At 59.4% G+C, this 18988-nt stretch carries 23 protein-coding genes; 10 read left to right on the top strand and 13 right to left on the bottom strand.

All coding sequences use genetic code 11. The annotated features are described in order from the left end of the window. Window positions 1–6: 6 nt before the first annotated feature. Window positions 7–426 carry an organic hydroperoxide resistance protein gene (locus ACOZK9_RS08380; RefSeq protein WP_058414666.1) on the top strand — a complete coding sequence of 140 codons (420 nt, stop codon included), beginning with the start codon at window positions 7–9 and terminating at the stop codon, window positions 424–426. 65 nt (window positions 427–491) lie between these two features. Here ACOZK9_RS08380 and ACOZK9_RS08385 read toward each other — a convergent pair whose 3' ends face one another. Together ACOZK9_RS08385 and earP are read right to left on the bottom strand one after the other, a co-directional pair. After that, window positions 492–1064 (bottom strand): elongation factor P, encoded by a 573-nt coding sequence (locus tag ACOZK9_RS08385; protein ID WP_058414667.1) that lies wholly within the window; start codon window positions 1062–1064, stop codon window positions 492–494. Between the two features lie 49 nt (window positions 1065–1113). After that, on the bottom strand, window positions 1114–2247 hold the full coding sequence (gene earP / locus ACOZK9_RS08390) for an elongation factor P maturation arginine rhamnosyltransferase EarP (protein WP_421555614.1): 1134 nt from the start codon (window positions 2245–2247) through the stop codon (window positions 1114–1116). 132 nt (window positions 2248–2379) lie between these two features. On the opposite strand from earP, the gene ACOZK9_RS08395 reads away from it, so the two are divergent. Then, entirely contained in the window at window positions 2380–2754 is a 375-nt protein-coding gene (locus ACOZK9_RS08395; protein WP_122250480.1) for a hypothetical protein, read from the top strand. Window positions 2755–2766: 12 nt separating this feature from the next. Continuing rightward, on the top strand, window positions 2767–3249 hold the full coding sequence (locus ACOZK9_RS08400) for a GreA/GreB family elongation factor (RefSeq protein WP_058414670.1): 483 nt from the start codon (window positions 2767–2769) through the stop codon (window positions 3247–3249). 18 nt (window positions 3250–3267) lie between these two features. Here the strand turns inward: ACOZK9_RS08400 and cysB are convergent, their stop codons facing one another. From cysB to ACOZK9_RS08425, 5 genes are all read right to left on the bottom strand, one after another. Further along, the gene (gene cysB / locus ACOZK9_RS08405) at window positions 3268–4242 is read right to left on the bottom strand and encodes an HTH-type transcriptional regulator CysB (RefSeq protein ID WP_058414671.1); all 975 of its coding nucleotides are present in this window, start codon (window positions 4240–4242) and stop codon (window positions 3268–3270) included. Window positions 4243–4346: 104 nt separating this feature from the next. Continuing rightward, window positions 4347–4847, bottom strand: a complete 501-nt coding sequence (locus ACOZK9_RS08410) for a universal stress protein (RefSeq protein ID WP_058414672.1) — start codon at window positions 4845–4847, stop codon at window positions 4347–4349. 70 nt (window positions 4848–4917) lie between these two features. Beyond that, on the bottom strand, window positions 4918–5835 hold the full coding sequence (locus ACOZK9_RS08415) for a 5'-nucleotidase (RefSeq protein ID WP_058414673.1): 918 nt from the start codon (window positions 5833–5835) through the stop codon (window positions 4918–4920). A gap of 30 nt (window positions 5836–5865) precedes the next feature. Further along, complete coding sequence (locus ACOZK9_RS08420) at window positions 5866–6816, bottom strand: putative 2-dehydropantoate 2-reductase (RefSeq protein ID WP_122250479.1); 951 nt, start codon at window positions 6814–6816, stop codon at window positions 5866–5868. Continuing rightward, window positions 6813–7199, bottom strand: coding sequence for a YbbN family protein (locus ACOZK9_RS08425; protein ID WP_058414675.1), 387 nt, complete (start codon window positions 7197–7199; stop codon window positions 6813–6815). The genes ACOZK9_RS08420 and ACOZK9_RS08425 overlap by 4 nt, the downstream gene beginning before the upstream one ends. Here ACOZK9_RS08425 and ACOZK9_RS08430 point away from each other — a divergent pair. Together ACOZK9_RS08430 and ACOZK9_RS08435 are read left to right on the top strand one after the other, a co-directional pair. After that, complete coding sequence (locus ACOZK9_RS08430; RefSeq protein WP_122250478.1) at window positions 7198–7632, top strand: PilZ domain-containing protein; 435 nt, start codon at window positions 7198–7200, stop codon at window positions 7630–7632. The two genes, ACOZK9_RS08425 and ACOZK9_RS08430, sit on opposite strands and share 2 nt — an antisense overlap. A gap of 131 nt (window positions 7633–7763) precedes the next feature. Beyond that, window positions 7764–8840 (top strand): 3-deoxy-7-phosphoheptulonate synthase, encoded by a 1077-nt coding sequence (locus ACOZK9_RS08435; protein WP_058414677.1) that lies wholly within the window; start codon window positions 7764–7766, stop codon window positions 8838–8840. Between the two features lie 79 nt (window positions 8841–8919). Here ACOZK9_RS08435 and ACOZK9_RS08440 read toward each other — a convergent pair whose 3' ends face one another. After that, entirely contained in the window at window positions 8920–9201 is a 282-nt protein-coding gene (locus tag ACOZK9_RS08440; RefSeq protein WP_058414678.1) for a GNAT family N-acetyltransferase, read from the bottom strand. A gap of 617 nt (window positions 9202–9818) precedes the next feature. On the opposite strand from ACOZK9_RS08440, the gene oprI reads away from it, so the two are divergent. After that, window positions 9819–10070 (top strand): outer membrane lipoprotei OprI, encoded by a 252-nt coding sequence (gene oprI / locus ACOZK9_RS08445; protein ID WP_058414679.1) that lies wholly within the window; start codon window positions 9819–9821, stop codon window positions 10068–10070. A gap of 89 nt (window positions 10071–10159) precedes the next feature. On the opposite strand, the gene ACOZK9_RS08450 is transcribed toward oprI, so the two are convergent. The 3 genes from ACOZK9_RS08450 to ACOZK9_RS08460 form a co-directional block, all read right to left on the bottom strand. Then, entirely contained in the window at window positions 10160–11131 is a 972-nt protein-coding gene (locus ACOZK9_RS08450) for a L,D-transpeptidase family protein (protein ID WP_058414680.1), read from the bottom strand. A gap of 152 nt (window positions 11132–11283) precedes the next feature. Continuing rightward, window positions 11284–11574 carry a hypothetical protein gene (locus ACOZK9_RS08455; protein ID WP_058414681.1) on the bottom strand — a complete coding sequence of 97 codons (291 nt, stop codon included), beginning with the start codon at window positions 11572–11574 and terminating at the stop codon, window positions 11284–11286. A gap of 58 nt (window positions 11575–11632) precedes the next feature. Beyond that, window positions 11633–12238, bottom strand: a complete 606-nt coding sequence (locus ACOZK9_RS08460; RefSeq protein WP_058414682.1) for an arylesterase — start codon at window positions 12236–12238, stop codon at window positions 11633–11635. A gap of 10 nt (window positions 12239–12248) precedes the next feature. On the opposite strand from ACOZK9_RS08460, the gene ACOZK9_RS08465 reads away from it, so the two are divergent. Continuing rightward, window positions 12249–12932, top strand: coding sequence for an ABC transporter ATP-binding protein (locus ACOZK9_RS08465; RefSeq protein WP_053255138.1), 684 nt, complete (start codon window positions 12249–12251; stop codon window positions 12930–12932). After that, on the top strand, window positions 12932–15442 hold the full coding sequence (locus ACOZK9_RS08470; RefSeq protein ID WP_152750373.1) for an ABC transporter permease: 2511 nt from the start codon (window positions 12932–12934) through the stop codon (window positions 15440–15442). Before ACOZK9_RS08465 ends, ACOZK9_RS08470 begins: the two co-directional genes overlap by 1 nt. Window positions 15443–15489: 47 nt before the next feature. Here ACOZK9_RS08470 and greB read toward each other — a convergent pair whose 3' ends face one another. Both greB and ACOZK9_RS08480 read right to left on the bottom strand, forming a co-directional pair. After that, on the bottom strand, window positions 15490–15963 hold the full coding sequence (greB, locus tag ACOZK9_RS08475; RefSeq protein ID WP_058414692.1) for a transcription elongation factor GreB: 474 nt from the start codon (window positions 15961–15963) through the stop codon (window positions 15490–15492). A 130-nt stretch (window positions 15964–16093) separates the two neighbouring features. Further along, window positions 16094–17089 (bottom strand): hypothetical protein, encoded by a 996-nt coding sequence (locus tag ACOZK9_RS08480; protein WP_122250477.1) that lies wholly within the window; start codon window positions 17087–17089, stop codon window positions 16094–16096. A gap of 240 nt (window positions 17090–17329) precedes the next feature. On the opposite strand from ACOZK9_RS08480, the gene ACOZK9_RS08485 reads away from it, so the two are divergent. Together ACOZK9_RS08485 and ACOZK9_RS08490 are read left to right on the top strand one after the other, a co-directional pair. Next, window positions 17330–18256, top strand: coding sequence for an ABC transporter ATP-binding protein (locus tag ACOZK9_RS08485; RefSeq protein ID WP_058414685.1), 927 nt, complete (start codon window positions 17330–17332; stop codon window positions 18254–18256). After that, complete coding sequence (locus tag ACOZK9_RS08490; RefSeq protein ID WP_058414686.1) at window positions 18253–18978, top strand: ABC-2 transporter permease; 726 nt, start codon at window positions 18253–18255, stop codon at window positions 18976–18978. Before ACOZK9_RS08485 ends, ACOZK9_RS08490 begins: the two co-directional genes overlap by 4 nt. Window positions 18979–18988: the final 10 nt, after the last annotated feature.

Genomic DNA, 18988 nt, shown 5'->3' on the forward strand with positions numbered 1-18988 from the left:
GACACCATGCAAACGCTCTATACCGCAGTAGCCACCGCCACCGGCGGCCGTGATGGTCGTGCTGTTTCCAACGACAACATCCTCGACGTCAAACTCGCCACCCCTAAAGAATTGGGCGGCGCGGGCGGCCAAGCCACCAACCCTGAGCAACTGTTCGCCGCTGGCTACTCGGCCTGCTTTATCGGCGCCTTGAAGTTCGTTGCCGGCCAGACCCAACGCAAAATCCCGGATGACGCCTCGATCACCGCCCACGTCGGCATCGGTCAAATCCCCGGTGGTTTCGGCCTCGACATCGACCTGCACGTAAGCCTGCCGGGCCTGGCCCAAGACGATGCGCAAAGCCTGGTCGACGCTGCACACCAAGTCTGCCCGTACTCCAACGCCACCCGTGGCAACGTTGATGTGCGCCTGCACGTCACCGTCTGATTAAACGACGCGCATAAAAAAACCCGACGCCAGGTCGGGTTTTTTTCGTATCGGCGGGGCCAGAATTACTTCTTGGCGCGACCTTTGTACGAACCACCTTCGCGGGTGTCGATCTCGATCATGTCGCCGATTTCGATGAAGTCCGCTACTTGCAGCTCGGTACCGTTTTTCAGTTTGGCAGGCTTCATCACCTTGCCCGAAGTGTCGCCGCGAGCGGAACCTTCGGTGTAGTCAACCTGACGCACGATAGTGGTCGGCAGCTCTACGGACACCAGGCGCTCTTCGAAGAAAATAGCTTCGCAGACGTCTTCCATGCCTTCTTCGATGAACGGCAGAACGGCTTCGATATCTTCAGCGTTCAGCTCGTACATGGTGTAGTCGGAAGTGTCCATGAACGTGTAAGTGTCGCCGCTGATGAAGGACAGGGTCGCTTCTTTGCGGTCGAGGATTACGTCGTCCAATTTGTCATCGGCGCTGTAGACGATCTCGGTCTTGTAACCGGTCAGCAGGTTCTTCAGCTTGGTCTTCATGATTGCGCTGTTACGACCAGACTTGGTGAACTCAGCTTTCTGAACCAGCCAAGGGTCGTTTTCGAGACGGATCACTGTACCGGGTTTCAGTTCTTTACCAGTTTTCATTGCGTATATCCGAAATTTGGATGGGGTTTACAAAAATCAAGGTGGCGTATCATATCCAACTTTCATAAAACTGTACCAGCGCCGTCGCAAGATCGGCCTGCAAGCCCTGTTCCAGACACCACGTTTGCGCGTGCCGGCTGACCTCTGGCCAGTGCTCCAGCAGCATTTTCCAAGGTTGTGCCATATCGCCATCAGCGTTCCAGGCTTGCCACAGTGCGACAACGCAGGCTTTGGCGGCGGGTGACAAGGCCGCGGTGTACAGCGCCAGGAAGGCGTCGAGCTTGTCCAGATGGATGTCTTCGTCCTGACGGTAGATGTGCCACAGCAACGGCCGTCCCGCCCACTGCGCGCGCACGAACGAGTCTTCGCCACGCACCGCATTGAAGTCGCAGCACCATAGCAGGCGGTCGTATTGCTCCTGGCGTACGAACGGCAGCACTTGCACCGTCAGGGCTTGGCGTTGATGCACATCCCCCGCCGCCAGCCCTTCCACACCGAGCCAGCGCTGCACGTCGCCAAGGATGCGACCCTCCGGCACCAACAGATGAGTGGCACGCCCATCTGTCGCAAGTACGTCCAGCCAACGCGCGAGCCCGGCGTTTTCGTACGCGAACAACGACATCAAGCGCGCACCGCCTGCAGGAAACACGCCCAAGGCTTGCAGGAAGTGTTGCTGCGCAACGGCGTCCTGCTGAAACGCCAGACGCTGTTCCAACAACCCGGCCTCACGCAACAAGCCGCCGGTGCCTGCACGAAAACCAGGAAAGAAGAAGTACTTCTGCACGCCCTTGAACTTCACCGAGGGCAGGCGATGACAGCCCACCACCCATTCTTCAGCGCTGAGGTAATCCAGGTTCATCCATAACGGCGCGCGCGCGCGTGCCGCCATGGCTTCCATATAATCGGGCGGCAATTGGCACGCGAAGGCGGCGATCACTACATCGGCAGACGGCGTATCGCGCCACTGCGCCGGCCAGTGGTGCACGTCGACGCCCTCTTGCCATTGCTGGTCGCGCTGCACCTCAATCTGCGGGCACATGCGCTCGAACGCGCGCAGGTCATCGACCCACAGGCGCACTTCGCAGGCGTGCTCCACCACCAATTGCCGGGCCAGGCGCCAGGTCACGCCGATGTCGCCATAATTGTCGACGACGCTGCAAAAAATATCCCAGCGGGCTTTCATTCCGGGCTCCAACGCTCAAAGGTTCGATTGTCCGCATAAATGCGCTGATGCAGAAGGCTTGATCACGATTATTCTGTAGCGTGGCTGTGCGACAATCGCCAGCACGCCGCAAATGCCTGCCAGGAGGCCGCCATGTCTGATCGTCCGTTGTCGCTGCTCAAGCTCAGTGTCGCCATCGCCATGGGCGTGTGGTTGGGATTTATTGCGATTGCATTGACCACATGGCTGGCCTCGCGCTACCTGTTCCCGCAAAGCCTGGCGCCGGTCGCCCAAGCGGTTCAACAGTTAGGCAAGCCGGCTGCCGTCGCGCCACCGGAGGCGCCCAACCGTATGTTTGAGCAGTACGAACAAAACCTGCGCCAACAGGAACAGCAACAACGCTTGGAGCAGGCGCGCAACAATAATGCGCGCAACCTGGCCAACCCAAAATGCCAGTTCTGGCTGCAGCAGGACCAGAACGCGCCCACTGAAAAGAGCAAGGCGAATGTCCTGCAATTTTGCGAATGACCCAGCACAGCCATGAATAAACACGCCGTCCACCAGTTGGTTCTGGAAAAGCTCAGCGTCGACCTCGACGTCGCTCAACGTGCCGCGCAAACCGCCTACGAAACCGCAACCCACGAAGAAAACATCGCCGAAAACAAATACGACACGCTGGGGCTGGAGGCGTCCTACCTGGCCGCCGGGCAAGCCAGGCGCGTCGAGGAAATCAAACAGGCATTGACGCTGTGCCACACGATGCAACTGCAGGCCTACGATGATCAGCGCGGCATACAGGTCGGCGCGCTACTCGGCCTGGAGGACGAGAACGGTCGCCAGCAGTGGCTGTTCCTGGCACCCGATGCGGCGGGTTTGAAAGTCGATGTGGTTGGCCAGCCCGTAACCGTCATCACCCCGCGCTCGCCGTTGGGCAAAAGCCTGCTGGGCAAGTTCGAAGGTGATGAGGTGCAGATTGTGGTGGCGGGCGCTCGGCAACACTTTACGGTTACCGAGGCTAAATAGACCGCTGCAGGCGTCAGCTTAGTGAACCGGCAGTTCCACGCCGGCAAACAGCTCTTCGAGTTCCTGCTTGTTGTGGCATTGAATCGCCTTGGCCATGACTTCGCGGGTCAGGTGCGGCGCGAATTTCTCGATGAAATCGCACATGAAGCCGCGCAGGAACGTGCCACGACGGAAGCCGATCTTGGTCACGCTGGACTCGAACAACTCGCTGGCGTCGAGCACCACGAGGTCCTTGTCGAGCACGGTATCGACCGCCATCTTGGCGACGATGCCCACACCCAGGCCCAGGCGAACATACGTTTTGATCACGTCGGCGTCGGCAGCGGTGAACACCACTTTAGGCGTGAGGCCGCGATGGCTGAATGCTTCGTCGAGCTTGGAGCGGCCGGTAAAACCAAACACGTAGGTCACGATCGGGTATTCAGCCAGCGCTTCCAGGGTCAACTTCGACAGCTTGGCCAGCGGGTGCCCTTGCGGTACGACCACGCAACGGTTCCAGCGATAGCACGGCATCATCACCAGGTCGCCGAACAGCTCAAGGGCTTCAGTGGCGATGGCAAAATCGACGGTGCCATCAGCGGCCATCTCGGCGATTTGCATCGGCGAACCCTGGTGCATGTGCAAGGCAACGTCAGGGTATTGCTTGATGAAGTCGCGGATCACCGGCGGCAGTGCGTAACGGGCTTGGGTGTGAGTGGTAGCGATCGACAGCGTGCCCTTCTTCTCGTTGGAGAATTCCTGGGCGATCTGCTTGATGCTTTCGACTTTGCGTAAAATCTCGCCAGCGGTGGTGATGATGCGCTCGCCGGCCGGGGTGACGCGGGTCAGGTGCTTGCCGCTGCGGGCGAATACTTCAACGCCCAGCTCGTCTTCGAGCAGGCGGATCTGCTTGCTGATACCGGGTTGCGAGGTGTAGAGGCTTTGAGCGGTAGCGGAAACGTTGAGGTCGTGGTGCGCCACTTCCCAGATGTAGCGCAGTTGTTGAAGCTTCATAGGTGTCCCTCACAGCGGGTAGACGCCACGGGTATCAGCGACGGTATATAACTATATTAAAGGTTAGACGGATAAATCTAGAACTTTTTATCCTTTCTTGAGCATCACACGTTATCACCGCGCAGGCCGCGTAACGACGGCACCAGATAAACCGGCACACTGGACAACTGCAACACCCGCGCAGCGGTGCGTCCGAGCGGTATGGCCGCTGCGGCTGCATGGCTGTGACTTCCTACAATCAACAGGTCGACGGAAAGTTTACGCAGTTGTTCGAGAATCACCTCGCACGGTTTGCCCTGGATCACGCGCACCGAATGAATCAACTGCAAGTCTTGCTCGCCCTCCCCCAACTCCTCGCGAAAACTGTCCAGCACGCGTTGTTCGATCGATGCCATCAGCGTGGTCAGCCCCTGGCTTTGCCACTCGCTCAGGGCCTCCTCATCCAGGTAGCTTTGCAATACCGATTCGGCGAACAGCCCGATGGGCTCAACCACGTGTATCACATACAGCTGCGCCTTGAACGTTCGGGCCAGTGCCAGCGCATGTTGCATGACATACGGCGCATACACACCGAGGTCGGTGGCGTACAGCATCGAACGAATCATAGAACCTCCTGGGCTGCCAGGATGGCGGAGATTGACTCAGCTTAGCAGCGCCTCAAAGAGTTCGGCTGACTTAGCTTTCGCTGTGGGTTTTCAATTCATTGCTGATGCCGTGGGGCACATGCCCCGTGGCCACCACCTCGCGGGCTTTCTCACAATGGCCGGCCTGGTCATCAAAAAACACATCGGCGGCAAACGCTTCCAGGAACGCCGACTTTTCCAGGCCACCAAGGAACAGCGACTCATCCAGGCGGATGTCCCACTCACGCAACGTTCGAATCACCCGCTCATGCGACGGCGCGGAGCGTGCCGTGACCAGCGCGGTACGGATCGGGCAGGCGTCGTCAGCGAACTCACGCTGCAACAGGTTGAGCGCCGCCAGGAAACCCTTGAACGGGCCGCCGTGCAACGGTTGGCGTGCCGACTCGCGCTCGCTGGCCTGGAACGCCGCCAAACCACCGGCCTGGTACACACGCTCCGACTCATCGGAAAACAGCACGGCGTCACCGTCGAACGCAATGCGTAGCTCTTCACTCGACGCGCGACGCGCACCGCCCGACAAAATCGTCGCGGCGGCAAAGCCTGCATCCAGGGCACTGCGCACATCTTCAGCGTGTGTCGACAGAAACAAATGGCAGCCAAAGGCGGCCAGGTAAGGATAAGGGCTGCGCCCGCCGACGAACGCGGCACGCGAAATATCCAGGCCGTAATGCTGGATCGAATTAAACACCCGCAAGCCGGTGTCGGCACTGTTGCGCGACACCAGCACCACCTCGACGCGAGCACGGCCCAGGCTGGCATTCAGGCTAAGAAGCTTCTTCACCAACGGGAAAGCATCGCCGGGTTCGAGGGTCTCTTCTTCGTGTTCGATCTGGTATTTGCGGTACGCCTCGACACCTTCGGTGAGGTAGACCTTGTGGCTGTCACCCAGGTCGAAGAGTGCCCGCGACGAAATCGCCAGCACCAGTTTGTCGTCCAATCCCTTCGCCATGGTGTTCCCCCTGATCAGCGGTTGCGCCGATCAATTGTGCCGATCAATAAAACTCAAGGCCTGGTAAAGCGCCTGTACGCGTGGCATTTCGCAGCCCGCCGCTTTGGCCACCGCCAAGGGCCGGGCGTAAATCGCTGCCAGCTCCAGCGGGCGTTTGTGCACGTGGTCGTGGTACATGCTGGGCAGGTAGTCGGCCATGGTTTCGGTCATGGCAAACATCTGCTCGGCGTAACTGGCTGCAATAGCATGGCCGCAGGCATTGGCGCCCTCGACCACTTCAGCCATCAGCGCCTGGATCAGCGCGCGGCTGGATTCGTCCGCCATCATTGCCGTAGTGCCCGTACCCAGCAGCACGGAGAGGCCGTTGTAGGGCACGTTCCACACCAGCTTGTGCCAGCGCGCCTGATGCACATTGGCCATGGCCTGGGACTCGATGCCGGCCTTGTGAAATAACGCGGCGCCCTCTTCGACAATCGCTTGCCGGCGGGTTTCGTCGTCGGCCGCAGTGCCGCTGTGATAGCCCAAATTAACCCGACCCAACGCTTGATGCTCGACCACGCCTGGCGCCGAGCGGTGCACGCCGATGTAGCACAAGCCGCCCAGCAGATGCAGCGAGGGCGGCAGGTGTTCGCGCAGGCTGTCTTCTACGTCGAGGCCGTTTTGCAGCAAGATCACTTTGGCATCCGGCGCCGCGACCTGAGCCAGCGTCGGCGCCAGCTCCACGTTACCGGTGGACTTGGTGCCCACCAGCAACCAGTCGCACGCCGGCATGTCGGCGGCGCGCGCATAGGCCTGCACGGGGTGCAGATGCACGCTGCCATGCACGTAGCTGTTGAGGTGCAGGCCGCGTTCACTGACCGCTGCATATTCGCTGCGCAGCAGGAAGTGCACATCGAACCCGGCGCGCGCCAGCATCAGGCCGTAGAAACCACCGATGGCACCGGTGCCGACGATACCAATACGTGGCGATTGTGCGGTCATGGCAAATCCTCTGGAGTGCGGGTAAGCGCGTGATTAATCGCGTCTGAAAGGTCAGCGGCGCCAAGGCGTGTGTGCAGTTGCCCGAAGAATTGACCCTCGCACACCACAAACAACGCCGGCAAATGAAAGATCTGGTAGCGCTCGACCGCGCCGCCATTGTCCCCGGCATCGACCCAACACACGCGGTCCACCGGCAACTGCCAGCCGGGCAGTTGCTGGCGTGCCCAGCGGCAACTGGAACAACCAGCGCTGGTAAACACTACCAGCGAAATACCTGGCAATCCCAGCAATTGCTGGTCAATATCCAGGTCGGTCAATGCCTGCTCCTTCACCCTGCTGCTGCTGCCGCCGTCTATTGGACGGTGCTCGGAGTCCGTGTACATGGGTCGTTTTTTACCTCACCCTGATGATGTTGCCGTTCTGTTGATACAACGCCCTTCACCTGCCATTTCCCGTCAGCGCCTGCACACTATCGGCCTGGGCGGCGTCGCCTGCAATTGCCCGCGCGCCTGGCGCCAGGGTACAGCGGTCGATTTGAGTATCCCGTCGCTGGGCGCCAGCGCCCGCTACCCGGGCTATGTAGCGTGGTGCCGCACAGTCGAAAATGGCTACCGCATCGGCATTTCGTTTACCGACGAGCACGCCTTGTTCGGTGCGCGAATGGGTGAGCAAGTGTGCCAGATCGAACGCTACTGCCGCATGCACGAAAACGCCGCGCCAACCGCCTTGCAACTCGAAACCCTCGCCCGCGAGTGGGTCGCGCGCCATGCCGGCGAGTTCTCCCGCGAGGCGTTTGTGGCGCCGGCGCTGGATTAAAGCCGGCTTTGCCCATTGTCGCGGGCCAGTGTTACGCGCTAAGGTTCCGCTCCCCTGCATTCAAATCATGCTGTGCTCCGCCGCACGGGGATGGCTGGCGGCCGGCACCCGTGACCCTGACGAGTAACACGATGGCTGATTTACCGATCAATGACCTAAACGTCGCATCCAACGAGACCCTGATCACACCCGATCAGCTCAAGCGCGAAATCCCTTTGAGCGACGCTGCCCTGCAGACCGTCACCAAGGGCCGCGAAGTCATCCGTGACATTCTCGACGGCCGCGACCACCGCCTCTTCGTCGTGATCGGGCCGTGCTCGATCCATGACCTCAAGGCGGCCCACGAATACGCCGAGCGCCTCAAAGTGCTGGCGGCTGAAGTGTCCGACACCTTGTACCTGGTGATGCGTGTTTACTTCGAAAAACCGCGCACCACCGTCGGCTGGAAAGGCTTGATCAACGACCCGTACCTGGACGACTCGTTCAAGATTCAGGACGGCTTGCACATCGGTCGTCAGTTGCTGCTGGACCTGGCTGAGATGGGCCTGCCCACCGCCACCGAAGCCCTCGACCCGATCTCCCCGCAGTACTTGCAGGACCTGATCAGCTGGTCGGCGATCGGCGCGCGCACCACTGAATCGCAGACTCACCGTGAAATGGCTTCCGGCTTGTCTTCGGCTGTGGGCTTCAAGAACGGCACCGACGGCGGCCTGACCGTTGCAATCAACGCACTGCAATCGGTTTCCAGCCCGCACCGTTTTCTCGGCATCAACCAGGAAGGCGGCGTGTCCATCGTCACGACCAAAGGCAACGCCTACGGTCACGTGGTATTGCGCGGCGGCAACGGCAAGCCCAACTATGATTCGGTCAGCGTTGCGCTGTGCGAGCAGGCGCTGAACAAGGCCAACATCAAACCGAACATCATGGTCGACTGCAGCCACGCCAACTCCAACAAAGACCCGGCCTTGCAGCCGCTGGTAATGGAAAACGTCGCCAACCAGATTCTCGAAGGCAACCAATCGATTATCGGCTTGATGGTCGAGAGCCACTTGAACTGGGGCTGCCAGGCCATTCCAGCGGACCTGGCCGACTTGCAGTACGGCGTGTCGATCACCGATGCGTGCATCGACTGGTCCGCCACCGAGACCACCCTGCGCAACATGCACGCCAAGCTCAAGGACGTGTTGCCGAAACGCAAACGCAGCTGAACCTGTGGCTGATTTGCACACACAAAAACGCCGGGCTTAGCCCGGCGTTTTTTATGCTGCGGTGTCACCGTTGCCGGCGTTACAACTTCGCCGCATGGCGTTGGTGGCGCTCCATGTAGCGCTCTACGTAAGAGCACGACGGGATCACCGTGTAACCGGCCGCCTCTGCAAACTTCAAGGCTTCTTCGGTCAATGCGGCAGCAATACCGCGTCCGCGCAGCGCGTTGGGCACGAAGGTCCGATAAATATCCAGGGTTTGTTTCCCGAGGTCCATGTAGGTCAGGTAGGCACGATGACCGTCTACATTGGTCTCGAATTGATGACCTGCCTGGTCATGGTGGATGGACAACGCCTCGCTCATCACTACTCCTCGCGGGTCTTGGATTTCGACCCCTACCTTACCGATGTTTTTCCGGCGAAGGAACATCTACGCCACCCCGTGCCGGTGTCGACAACGAGAAAACCTGTAGCGCTCACAACCAGCACGCAGGGAATAGTAGGCACCAAACCTGCAATAGCTCAAGGTGCACGCGTCATCCGCTGCGGCGGGTGGTTACAGAAAGGGCTCCGATCAATCACTGATCGATAGCCTGAACATTGCCGGCAGTTGAAGCTTGAGACGAACTGCCGTTGTTAAAGTCACCTCTACATGCGCAAAAGATGCTGGGCGGGGTAAAGACGAGGCAAAAACAAGTGTGGCGGTGGATATATAAATCTTTACCGGGTTACCCGGTGCAAGTCATGCGGGCCGGACCTTTCAGCGTCGATCCAGTTCCCTTGAAAAGGAAAAATTCTGCACAGAATTTATACACACCTGCCAAAGATTAGCCAAAATAGATTCGCTGCACGAATTTTTTTTGCTTCTTGCGTTGCGTCAGTTTACTTACTACAAGTAATGAGTAGTATGTACGCCGGCTATCCGCTCACTTTGAGAAAGTAGCCATTTAATTTAATAGAAAGTCCTTGAAGGGGAACACGATGAACAACGTTCTGAAATTCTCTGCTCTGGCTCTGGCCGCAGTTCTGGCTACCGGTTGCAGCAGCGTCTCCAAAGAAACCGAAGCACGTCTGACTGCAACTGAAGACGCAGCAGCTCGCTCCCAGGCCCGTGCAGACGAAGCCTACCGCAAAGCTGATGACGCTCTGGCTGCTGCTCAAAAAGCACAACAGACTGCTGACGAAGCTAACGAGCGCGCTCTGCGCATGCTTGAAAAAGCAAGCCGCAAGTAATAATCCCTCGGGGTTGTTATCAAGCCGATCCATTTTTGGATCGGCTTTTTTATTGCCTGAATGTGGGAGCAAGCCCCCTCCCACAGGGTTTACTGCTGCAGGTCGACCGGCGTGCTGGACGCGACCGGCGTGTTACCACCCGGCACACCAATCTCTGTCGGCAGGCCATCTTCGGCCGCGACCACATCCCGCACCTGATCCCAGTTCACCCGCAGGTTATTGGCCAGGTCTTCGCGCTTGAGCAGGGCATTGATGACGGCGGTGTGTTTGTCGACCACCGACGGCGTGCCGTCATCGTTCAGCGGCGTATGCGCTTCAAGGTAGACCTTGCCGCCACTGCTGCCGAATTTGTAAGCATCGCTGATGATGCGCACCGACGTACCGACCGGCACCATGTCGGCCATTTCCAGCACATTGTTGTTGAACATGCGGAAGCAGCCGTGGCTGGTACGCGTGCCGATACCAAACTTCATATTCGAGCCGTGAATCAAATAACCCGGCGTGCCCAACGTGAATTTGAACGGCCCCAGCGGGTTGTCCGGCCCGGCAGGCACCACGTTGGGCAGCGGGTCGCCATTGGCGGCGTGTTCGGCCTTGATCGATGCGGGCGGCGTCCAGGTAGGGTTAGGGATCTTGCCGGTGATGGTGGTGTGGGCGACCGGCGAACCCCAGCCTTCACGGCCAATGCCCAACGGGAACGTGTACACCACGTTCTGGCCCTTGGGGTAGTAGTAAAGCCGGTATTCCGCCAGGTTGATCACGATGCCTTCGCGCGGGCCAGGCGGCAGGATAAACCGCGTGGGCAGCACGATCTCGGTGCCGGTGCCGGGCAACCAGGCGTCAACGCCAGGGTTGGCCGCGACCATTTCCGAATAGCCCAGATCATAGGTGGTGCCGAGGTCGGCGAAGGTGTCTTCGTACTTGGCCTTGATCACCTGTACCTGACCGACGATGTCCTCGCCTGGCGGCGGCAGGGGCAACTGCAAGGCTGACGCCGAACCGGCAGCACCGAGGGCAGCGAGAGACAGGCAGCAGGTAACGACGGAAAGGCGCGACAACATCCGGAAAATCCTTCGCAGAACGATTGGAAAGAGAGCTTTGAGCGGCAAGCTTCAAGCTTCAAGCTTCAAGTTAAAAGCCGAAGCCGAAGCCACAGCTTGCAGCTTGCAGCTTGCAACTTATAGCTTACAGCTTACAGCTTGCAACTGCCCTGTTACTCAAAGCGCAGCTCCGGCCAGATCAGCGGCGTGCCGCGCTTTTGCGATTCGAGAATCGCCCGGCACAGCGGGCACAGCCGCTGGTCCTGGAAGATCGAGCGATCCACCGACGACCAGCGCGGTTGCGCCGGCAATAAAGTGCCGCAAAGCGTGCGGTCAATCGAGCCGCCCAACTCCAACTGACGTGCGACCAGATGTACCCGAACTTCCTGGCAGGCGAACAGATCCAGCTGCTCGTCGGGCTCGATCAGTTGGTAGTTGAACAGGGACCAGGCAGGGCGCGACATCGGGGGCTCCAGATCGGGGGGGCGCCACCTTAGCCGAAAGCCTGCCGGTAGAAAAGCGTCATAACAGCGGTTTTAGCGTCGGCCAGACATTTTCCAGCAACTTGCCTTGCGCGCCGACCGCCGGGTGCAATTGATCGGCCTGCATCAGTTCCGGGTGACCGCCAACGCCTTCAAGGAAAAACCCTACCAGCGGCACACTTTTCTCCTTGGCCAAAGCGCCATACACCTCGGCAAACGCCGTGGTGTATTTGGGGCCATAGTTGGGCGGCAACTGCATGCCCAACAGCAACACCTTGGCCCCCGCAGCTTTGGACTGGTCAATCATCGATGCAAGATTTTGTTTCAATTGAGCTGGCGGCTGCCCGCGCAACCCGTCATTACCGCCCAACTCGAGAATAACCAGCTCAGGCTTATGCTCTGCAAGCGCCGCAGGCAGCCGCGCAAGGCCTCCGGCGCTGGTGTCGCCACTGACAGACGCATTAACCACTTTATCGTCGAAACCTTCTTGCTTGAGCCGTTGCTCCAGCAACGCGACCCACCCTTTGCGGGTATCCAGGCCGAAACCGGCACTGATACTATCGCCAACGATCAGGACTGTACCCGCCGCTGCGTTCTGGGCCATGCACATCAAGGCCAGGCCAGCACTCAAAAACCACATTCGCATCGGATTCTCCATGGGCGCAAGCATTCTCACCGCGCGGAACCTTAGCAAAGTGGTTCCCAGCGCGGAAGGTGAACTGACTATCCTGCACGAACTGAGCCTGGAACTGAACAAGGGCGATAGCCTGGCTATCGTCGGCAGCTCCGGTTCCGGCAAATCCACCCTCCTCGGCCTGCTCGCCGGCCTCGACCTGCCCAGCAGCGGCGAAGTCACCCTGGCAGGTCAGGCCTTGAGTACGCTCGACGAAGACCAGCGTGCGCGCATACGCGCCGAGCACGTGGGTTTCGTCTTCCAGTCATTCCAACTGCTCGACAGCCTTAACGCCCTGGAAAACGTCATGCTGCCGCTGGAACTGGACGGTCGCAAAGACGCCCGCGAGCGTGCCCGGTACTTGCTGGAGCGTGTGGGCCTGGGCCAGCGCCTTACGCATTCGCCGCGTCAGCTTTCCGGTGGCGAGCAGCAACGGGTAGCCATTGCCCGCGCCTTCGCCGCCGAGCCGGACGTGCTGTTTGCCGATGAACCCACCGGCAACCTCGACAGCCACACCGGCGAGCGCATCAGCGACCTGCTGTTCGAACTCAACAAAGAAAGCGGCACGACCCTGGTGCTGGTCACCCACGACGAGCGCCTGGCCCACCGTTGCCGACGCCTGATCCGCCTTGAAGCGGGCCTTATGGTCGCGCCCCTGGAGCCTTGATGGCACGTTTGCCGCTGTTGCGCCTGTTCAGCCTTGCCATGCGTCAATTGCTGCGCGATGCCCGCGCGGGCGAATTGCGCGTGTTGTTTTTCGCCCTGGTGGTGGCGGTTGCCGCCAGCACTGCCATCGGTTACTTCGGCGCGCGCCTCAACGGCGCCATGCTGTTGCGGGCCACCGAGTTTCTGGGCGCCGACCTGGTACTCGAAGGCAGCTCACCGGCACGCCCCGAGCAAATCAAATCCGGCACCGAGCTGGGCCTCGATCACGCGCGCATCGTCGAGTTCTCCAGCGTTATCGCCACCGATAACGGCATTCAGCTCTCCAGCATCAAGGCGGTCAACGAGCAGTACCCACTGCGCGGTCAGCTGAAAAGTGCTGCCGAAGCGTTCGGGGCAGAAACGCCCGGAGGCGGCCCCAAACCCGGCGAAGCCTGGGTAGAAGCACGGCTGTTAACCGCGCTGAGCCTGAACGTCGGCGATAGCATCGACGTGGGCATGAAGCCCCTGCGCCTGGCGCGCATATTGACCTATGAGCCTGACCGCGCCGGTAACTTCTACAGCCTCACGCCACGGGTGATGATCAACCTGGCAGACCTCGACGCTACCGGCGTGGTGCAGCCCGGCAGCCGCGTGAGCTACCGCGAACTGTGGCGCGCGCCCCAAGGCAGCACGGCGCTGCAAACCTATCGTGACTTGGTCAAACCGGGGCTCGCCGCCAACCAGCGCTTGCAGGATTCGCGCGACGGTAACCAGCAAATCGGTGGCGCCTTGGGCAAGGCCGAGCGTTACTTGAATATGGCCAGCCTGGTGGCGGTACTGCTGGCGGGCGTAGCGGTAGCACTCTCGGCCAACCGTTTTGCCAGCCGACGTTTCGACGCCAGTGCACTGCTGCGCTGCCTTGGCTTGTCACGGCGCGAAGCGATGTTGTTGTTTAGCCTGCAACTGAGCGTACTCGGTGTGTTGGCGAGCCTGGCCGGCGCCTTGCTCGGGTGGCTGGCGCAGTTTGGCCTGTTTTATTTCCTGCACGATTTGTTGCCTGCAGACGTGCCGCCCGGCGGGCTGCTACCGGCCGTTGCAGGCATTGGCACCGGCATGGTCGCGCTGGCAGGTTTCGCCCTGCCGCCGTTAGCGGCGCTCGGCCGCGTGCCGCCGTTGCGGGTTTTGCGTCGAGACCTGCTGCCCATCCCGTCGAGTACCTGGATGGTGTATGGCGCCGCGTTGTTCGCGCTCGGCCTGATCATGTGGCGCCTGAGCCTCGACCTGGTGCTGACCTTCGCGTTGCTGGGCGGCGGCGTGGTGGCGGCGCTGATCCTCGGCGGCCTGCTGTTGTTGTTGCTGCAAAGCCTGCGGCGGCTGTTGGCGCGTGCTTCACTGCCTTGGCGCCTGGGCCTGGGCCAGTTACTGCGCCACCCGTTGGCAGCGGCCGGGCAATCCCTGGCGTTTGGCTTGATCCTGCTGTCCATGGGTTTGATCGCACTGCTGCGCGGCGAGTTACTCGACACCTGGCAAAACCAGTTGCCCAAGGACGCGCCCAACTATTTTGCGCTGAACATTCTGCCGGCCGACAAAGATGCCTTCAGCGCCCGTCTGCTGGAGTTGCAAGCGCAATCGGCGCCGCTGTACCCGGTGGTGCCGGGCCGGTTGATCAGCATCAATGGCGAGCCGGTGCAGCAGGTCGTCAGCAAAGACTCCAGCGGTGACCGTGCGGTGCAGCGTGACTTGAGCCTGACGTGGGCTGCCGACCTGCCGCCGGGCAACGTGCTGACCGCAGGTACATGGTGGTCGCAACAACCGGGCGATGACATACCCGGGGTATCGGTGGAGGCCAAAGTCGCTGAAAGCTTGAAGCTCAAGCTGGATGATCATCTGGTGTTCACCATCGCCGGCGAGAATCGCGAAGCACGGGTTACCAGCTTGCGAACCATCAACTGGGATAACTTCCAGCCCAACTTCTTCATGATCTTCCAACCGGGCACCTTGAAAGACTTGCCCGCGACCTACTTGACCAGCTTCTACCTGGCGCCAGGGCATGACCAGCAGATCGTCGACCTGTCCCGCGCGTTCCCGGCAGTCACCGTTCTGCAGGTCGAGGCTTTGCTTGAGCAGTTACGCAGCATCCTCGCGCAAGTGACCCTGGCGGTGGAATACGTGTTGCTGTTTGTGCTGGCAGCGGGCATGGCCGTGCTGTTCTCCGGCCTGCAGGCCACTCTGGATGAGCGGATTCGCCAGGGTGCGCTGTTGCGCGCACTGGGGGCCGAACGCAAGCTGTTGGTAAAGGCGCGGCGCATCGAGTTTGGCTTGCTGGGCGCGGTCAGCGGCCTGCTCGCTGCGCTCGGCACAGAACTGGTGACATGGGTGCTGTACCGCTACGCGTTCGACTTGGCCTGGCACCCTCACGCGTGGCTGTTACTGCTGCCGGTAATCGGTGCCGTGCTGATCGGCGGTGCCGGGGTATTCGGTACGCGTCGCGCGCTGAATGCCAGCCCGCTGACAGTACTGCGCGAAGGCTGACGCAACCGAGGGTCGGCACGCGCCAGCCCTGGCGTGCCGACCCTCGCCTACTTCACATACTCGATACCGGTAATCCACCAACACACTTCGCCGGTCGGGGTCTGCACCATGGCCTCGTCGTCAACTTGTTTACGCAGCAACGCACGGGCCATCGGTGAGTCGATGGAGATGTAGTCCATACGCTCATAAATTTCGTCATAACCAACAATGCGAAAACGCTTGGTCTCGCCCTGCTCATTTTCGATATCGACCCAGGCACCGAAAAATACCCGGCCTTCTTGCTCGGGCATGTATTCCACTACCCGCATGTCTTCCAGGCGCTTGCGCAAATAGCGCACGCGCCGGTCAATCTCACGCAGCAGTTTCTTGTTGTATTGATAATCCGCGTTCTCGCTGCGATCCCCCAGCGAAGCTGCCCAAGTCACCTTGCGTGTGGTGTCCGGACGCTTTTCCCGCCACAGGTAATCCAGCTCTTTTTTCAGCGCTTCATGACCTTCTTTGGTTATCAGCTTGGTACTCAAACGCTTGCATCCCCAGGCAATGTCCAATAATGCCGATACGCCGGGCCTCATGCCTTGGCGTCGACTGGCAGGGGTTGATCATAAATGAACCCTGAAAAGTAGCCATACCCGCGAACAGATCCGCTCAGCCCTAACCTTCCAGGGCCTGATCCAGCTCCACCAGCGCGCCGTGCAAGCGCTGCCGCATAGCCGAAAGGTGCGTCATCGCCAGCGTCATCTTTTCGGTCTTATGGGCAACCTCCGCTGCTTGGTTTTGCAGTTGCGTACCGCGCTGCGCCAACTCACGGCTTTTTTCCTCGATCTCGCCCTGCGCCTGCTCCAGTCGGGCTTGCCATTGCTCGAGCATTTCCTCGCGCTCAACGACCGCACGTTTTTGTTGCGTCAGGTCTTGAGCGATTTTCGCAAGGCTGGTCAGTGTGCTGTCCACCTCATGCAGCGAAGCGTGTTCCGCCGGCGCCGGCAGTTTCAACGGCGCAGGCGGCCTCGGTGGCGCTGGTGGGGCCTCATTGAACTCGACCTGTTCGACTGCCTGCGCAATCGCAATGGGAGCTTCCAACGGCTCTGCCATAACAAACTCATGCACTGGCTGCTCGGCGGGCTTGGGCTGCCGGGTGATTTTGGGCGGCGAGACCATTTGCGACGAAAAGCGAATGGACGGCACGATCAGCGCAGCACTTTCGATCGCCGGCAACACAGGCGCCGACATGCCCAAGGTAATCACCTTCATCACCAACGCCTTCTTGATGATCATTGAATGATGATCCTCGGGCCGCGCAGGCGGCAACTTACACCCTTTTAAATCGATAAAATGAAAATCGATCGAGGCCTCGATCACCGCGCCGGTCTTGGTGCCGGATGCTGCCGCCGTCATCAGAATTTGCTTAAAGACTTGCATGGCCACTTGCAAGTCTTCCGTGGACTCAACACCGCCTAAAAAATACCGGTCAAGTTTTTTACGCAACGCAGCGATATAAACCCTGGAATTACCGGGCTCAACCTCTTCATCCAGGCTGTAGACCAGAAAGTTGGAATCACTTTGCGCGACAGCGAAACCGCAGAGCAATGCACCGTTAACCGGAGCGTCCTCACCGCTGCGTTCAAGAACAAGCGTACGTAGTAGCATCATGATAATCAGGTCTCATTAAACAAGAGCAAACCTTATATAAATGCCAGATAAATATCCGAGCATTAATAAGCCTTGAAACAACATAATTGTTTCAGCAAGTTATCCCGCTCGACGTAGGACTTTTCTTATAAATGCCCTGCCGCGTTCCCAACCACCCCTATTGAACGTAATCTTTTTAGCGCTCAAACGTTCGTTACGAACTTATTTTTCATATGCTCTGCAGAGATATTCGGGAAAAAAATGCTCGAGATAAGCAGCCTGACCAAGCACTCGGGCAAAAAAACCGTGATTACCGACCTGTCGTTTTGCGCACAACGCAAAGAATGCATAGGTGTGTTCGGCGAGGATGGCGCGGGTAAAACCACCTTGTTGAATTTGATTTCCGGCTTAGTCAAACCCTCCTCCGGGCGCATCACGGTTGAGGGGTTCGATACACAGACGCATGCACTTCAAGCACGAAAAGCCATTGGCTATCAGCTCCAGGGCGGCCTCAACCATCACACGATGTCGGTCAGCGGCGTGCTTAATTTCATCGCCGCCATTCGCGGCTTCAGCGGCGCCGAAAAACGCAAACGGGTGAATCGGGCAGCGGCACGTCTGGAGTTACTGCCGGTGCTGAATTACCCGGTCGACACACTGTCCGTTGGCTTGAAGCGCAAGCTCGCCATCGCCCAAGCCATTCTGCATTCACCCAGGCTGCTCTTGCTCGATGAACCCGCCGAAGGCTTGGCGCCCGGTCAACTGCTCAAGTTCAGAACACTTATCCAGTCCTTGAGCGACGAGATGACGGTAATTATCGCCTCCCGGCATTGCGACGCGCTGTCCAGTCTCTGCACGCGTGCTCTGGTGATTGCCCGAGGCCAACTGATGGCCGACACCCAACTGTCCGATTTGCAACGCAACTCCCGCCATTACCGAGCCGTAACGCTGGCCGCAGAGTCGCCGCTGGATTTACTCGCACTGGCGGTATTACCCGGCGTTGCAGGTATCGAAGAAGACCGGCATACACCCGGCACGGTGACGGTTCTTGCTATGCCGGGGCACGCGATTTATCCGCACATAAACGCCCTGATCGCCAGCCGCAAATGGAACATAACTTCACTCAACCTGGAGCCCGGACGCTTGAACGAAGTGGTTCAACGTCTGGGCCAAGAGGTATCCCCTTGAAGCTGCTGCCGGTGATTTTCAAGCGTCAACTCGCCAGTTATGCCTGCACGCCAAGCACCTACATGAGTGTTGCCGCTTTTCTGCTGCTGTGTGCAACCCTGGGCGTGTATACAGGCGAGTGGCTGGAACGCGAGAGCCTCGACTTACAGGTGTTTTTTCAGTGGCACCCCTGGCTCTATTTGCTGCTGATACCCACGTTATCAACACAACTGTGGTCGGACGAACACAACCCGAGCCTGCGCGATGTGATGAAGACACTGCCGATCACGACGGTAGAACGTGTTATCGGAAAATTTCTGGCGGCCTGGACCGTGTGTGCGGTCGCCTTGATGCTGACGTTTCCGATAGCGGTCGCCGCCAACTACCTCGACACGGTGGACAATCAGGTGATCGCCTCACAGTTTCTGGCCAGTTGGTTACTGGCGGGAAGTTACCTGTCGGTGGGTTGTTTTATTTGCACACTGACACGCCAACGCGTCGTGGTCTTTTTGTTGACCCTGGGTTTGTTATTGGCCGCCAGCGGGCTTTCCTCGGTGCTGGACGCACTGGAACATCAGGCACCCGTTTGGGTGGTCGACAGTGTGGTCGCGCTGAACCCACTCTCGCGTTTTGGCACGATCAACAACGGCAAATTGTCACTCCGTGACAGCTTGTACTTCATCAGCATGATCCTTGCCTTCCTCTCGGCATCGACGGTCACGCTCAACTATAAAAATAGTTAAGCAGGAAAGC

Origin of the sequence: Pseudomonas kitaguniensis (genome assembly GCF_049199985.1) — a bacterium.
GTDB classification, from domain to species: Bacteria; Pseudomonadota; Gammaproteobacteria; order Pseudomonadales; family Pseudomonadaceae; genus Aquipseudomonas; species Aquipseudomonas kitaguniensis.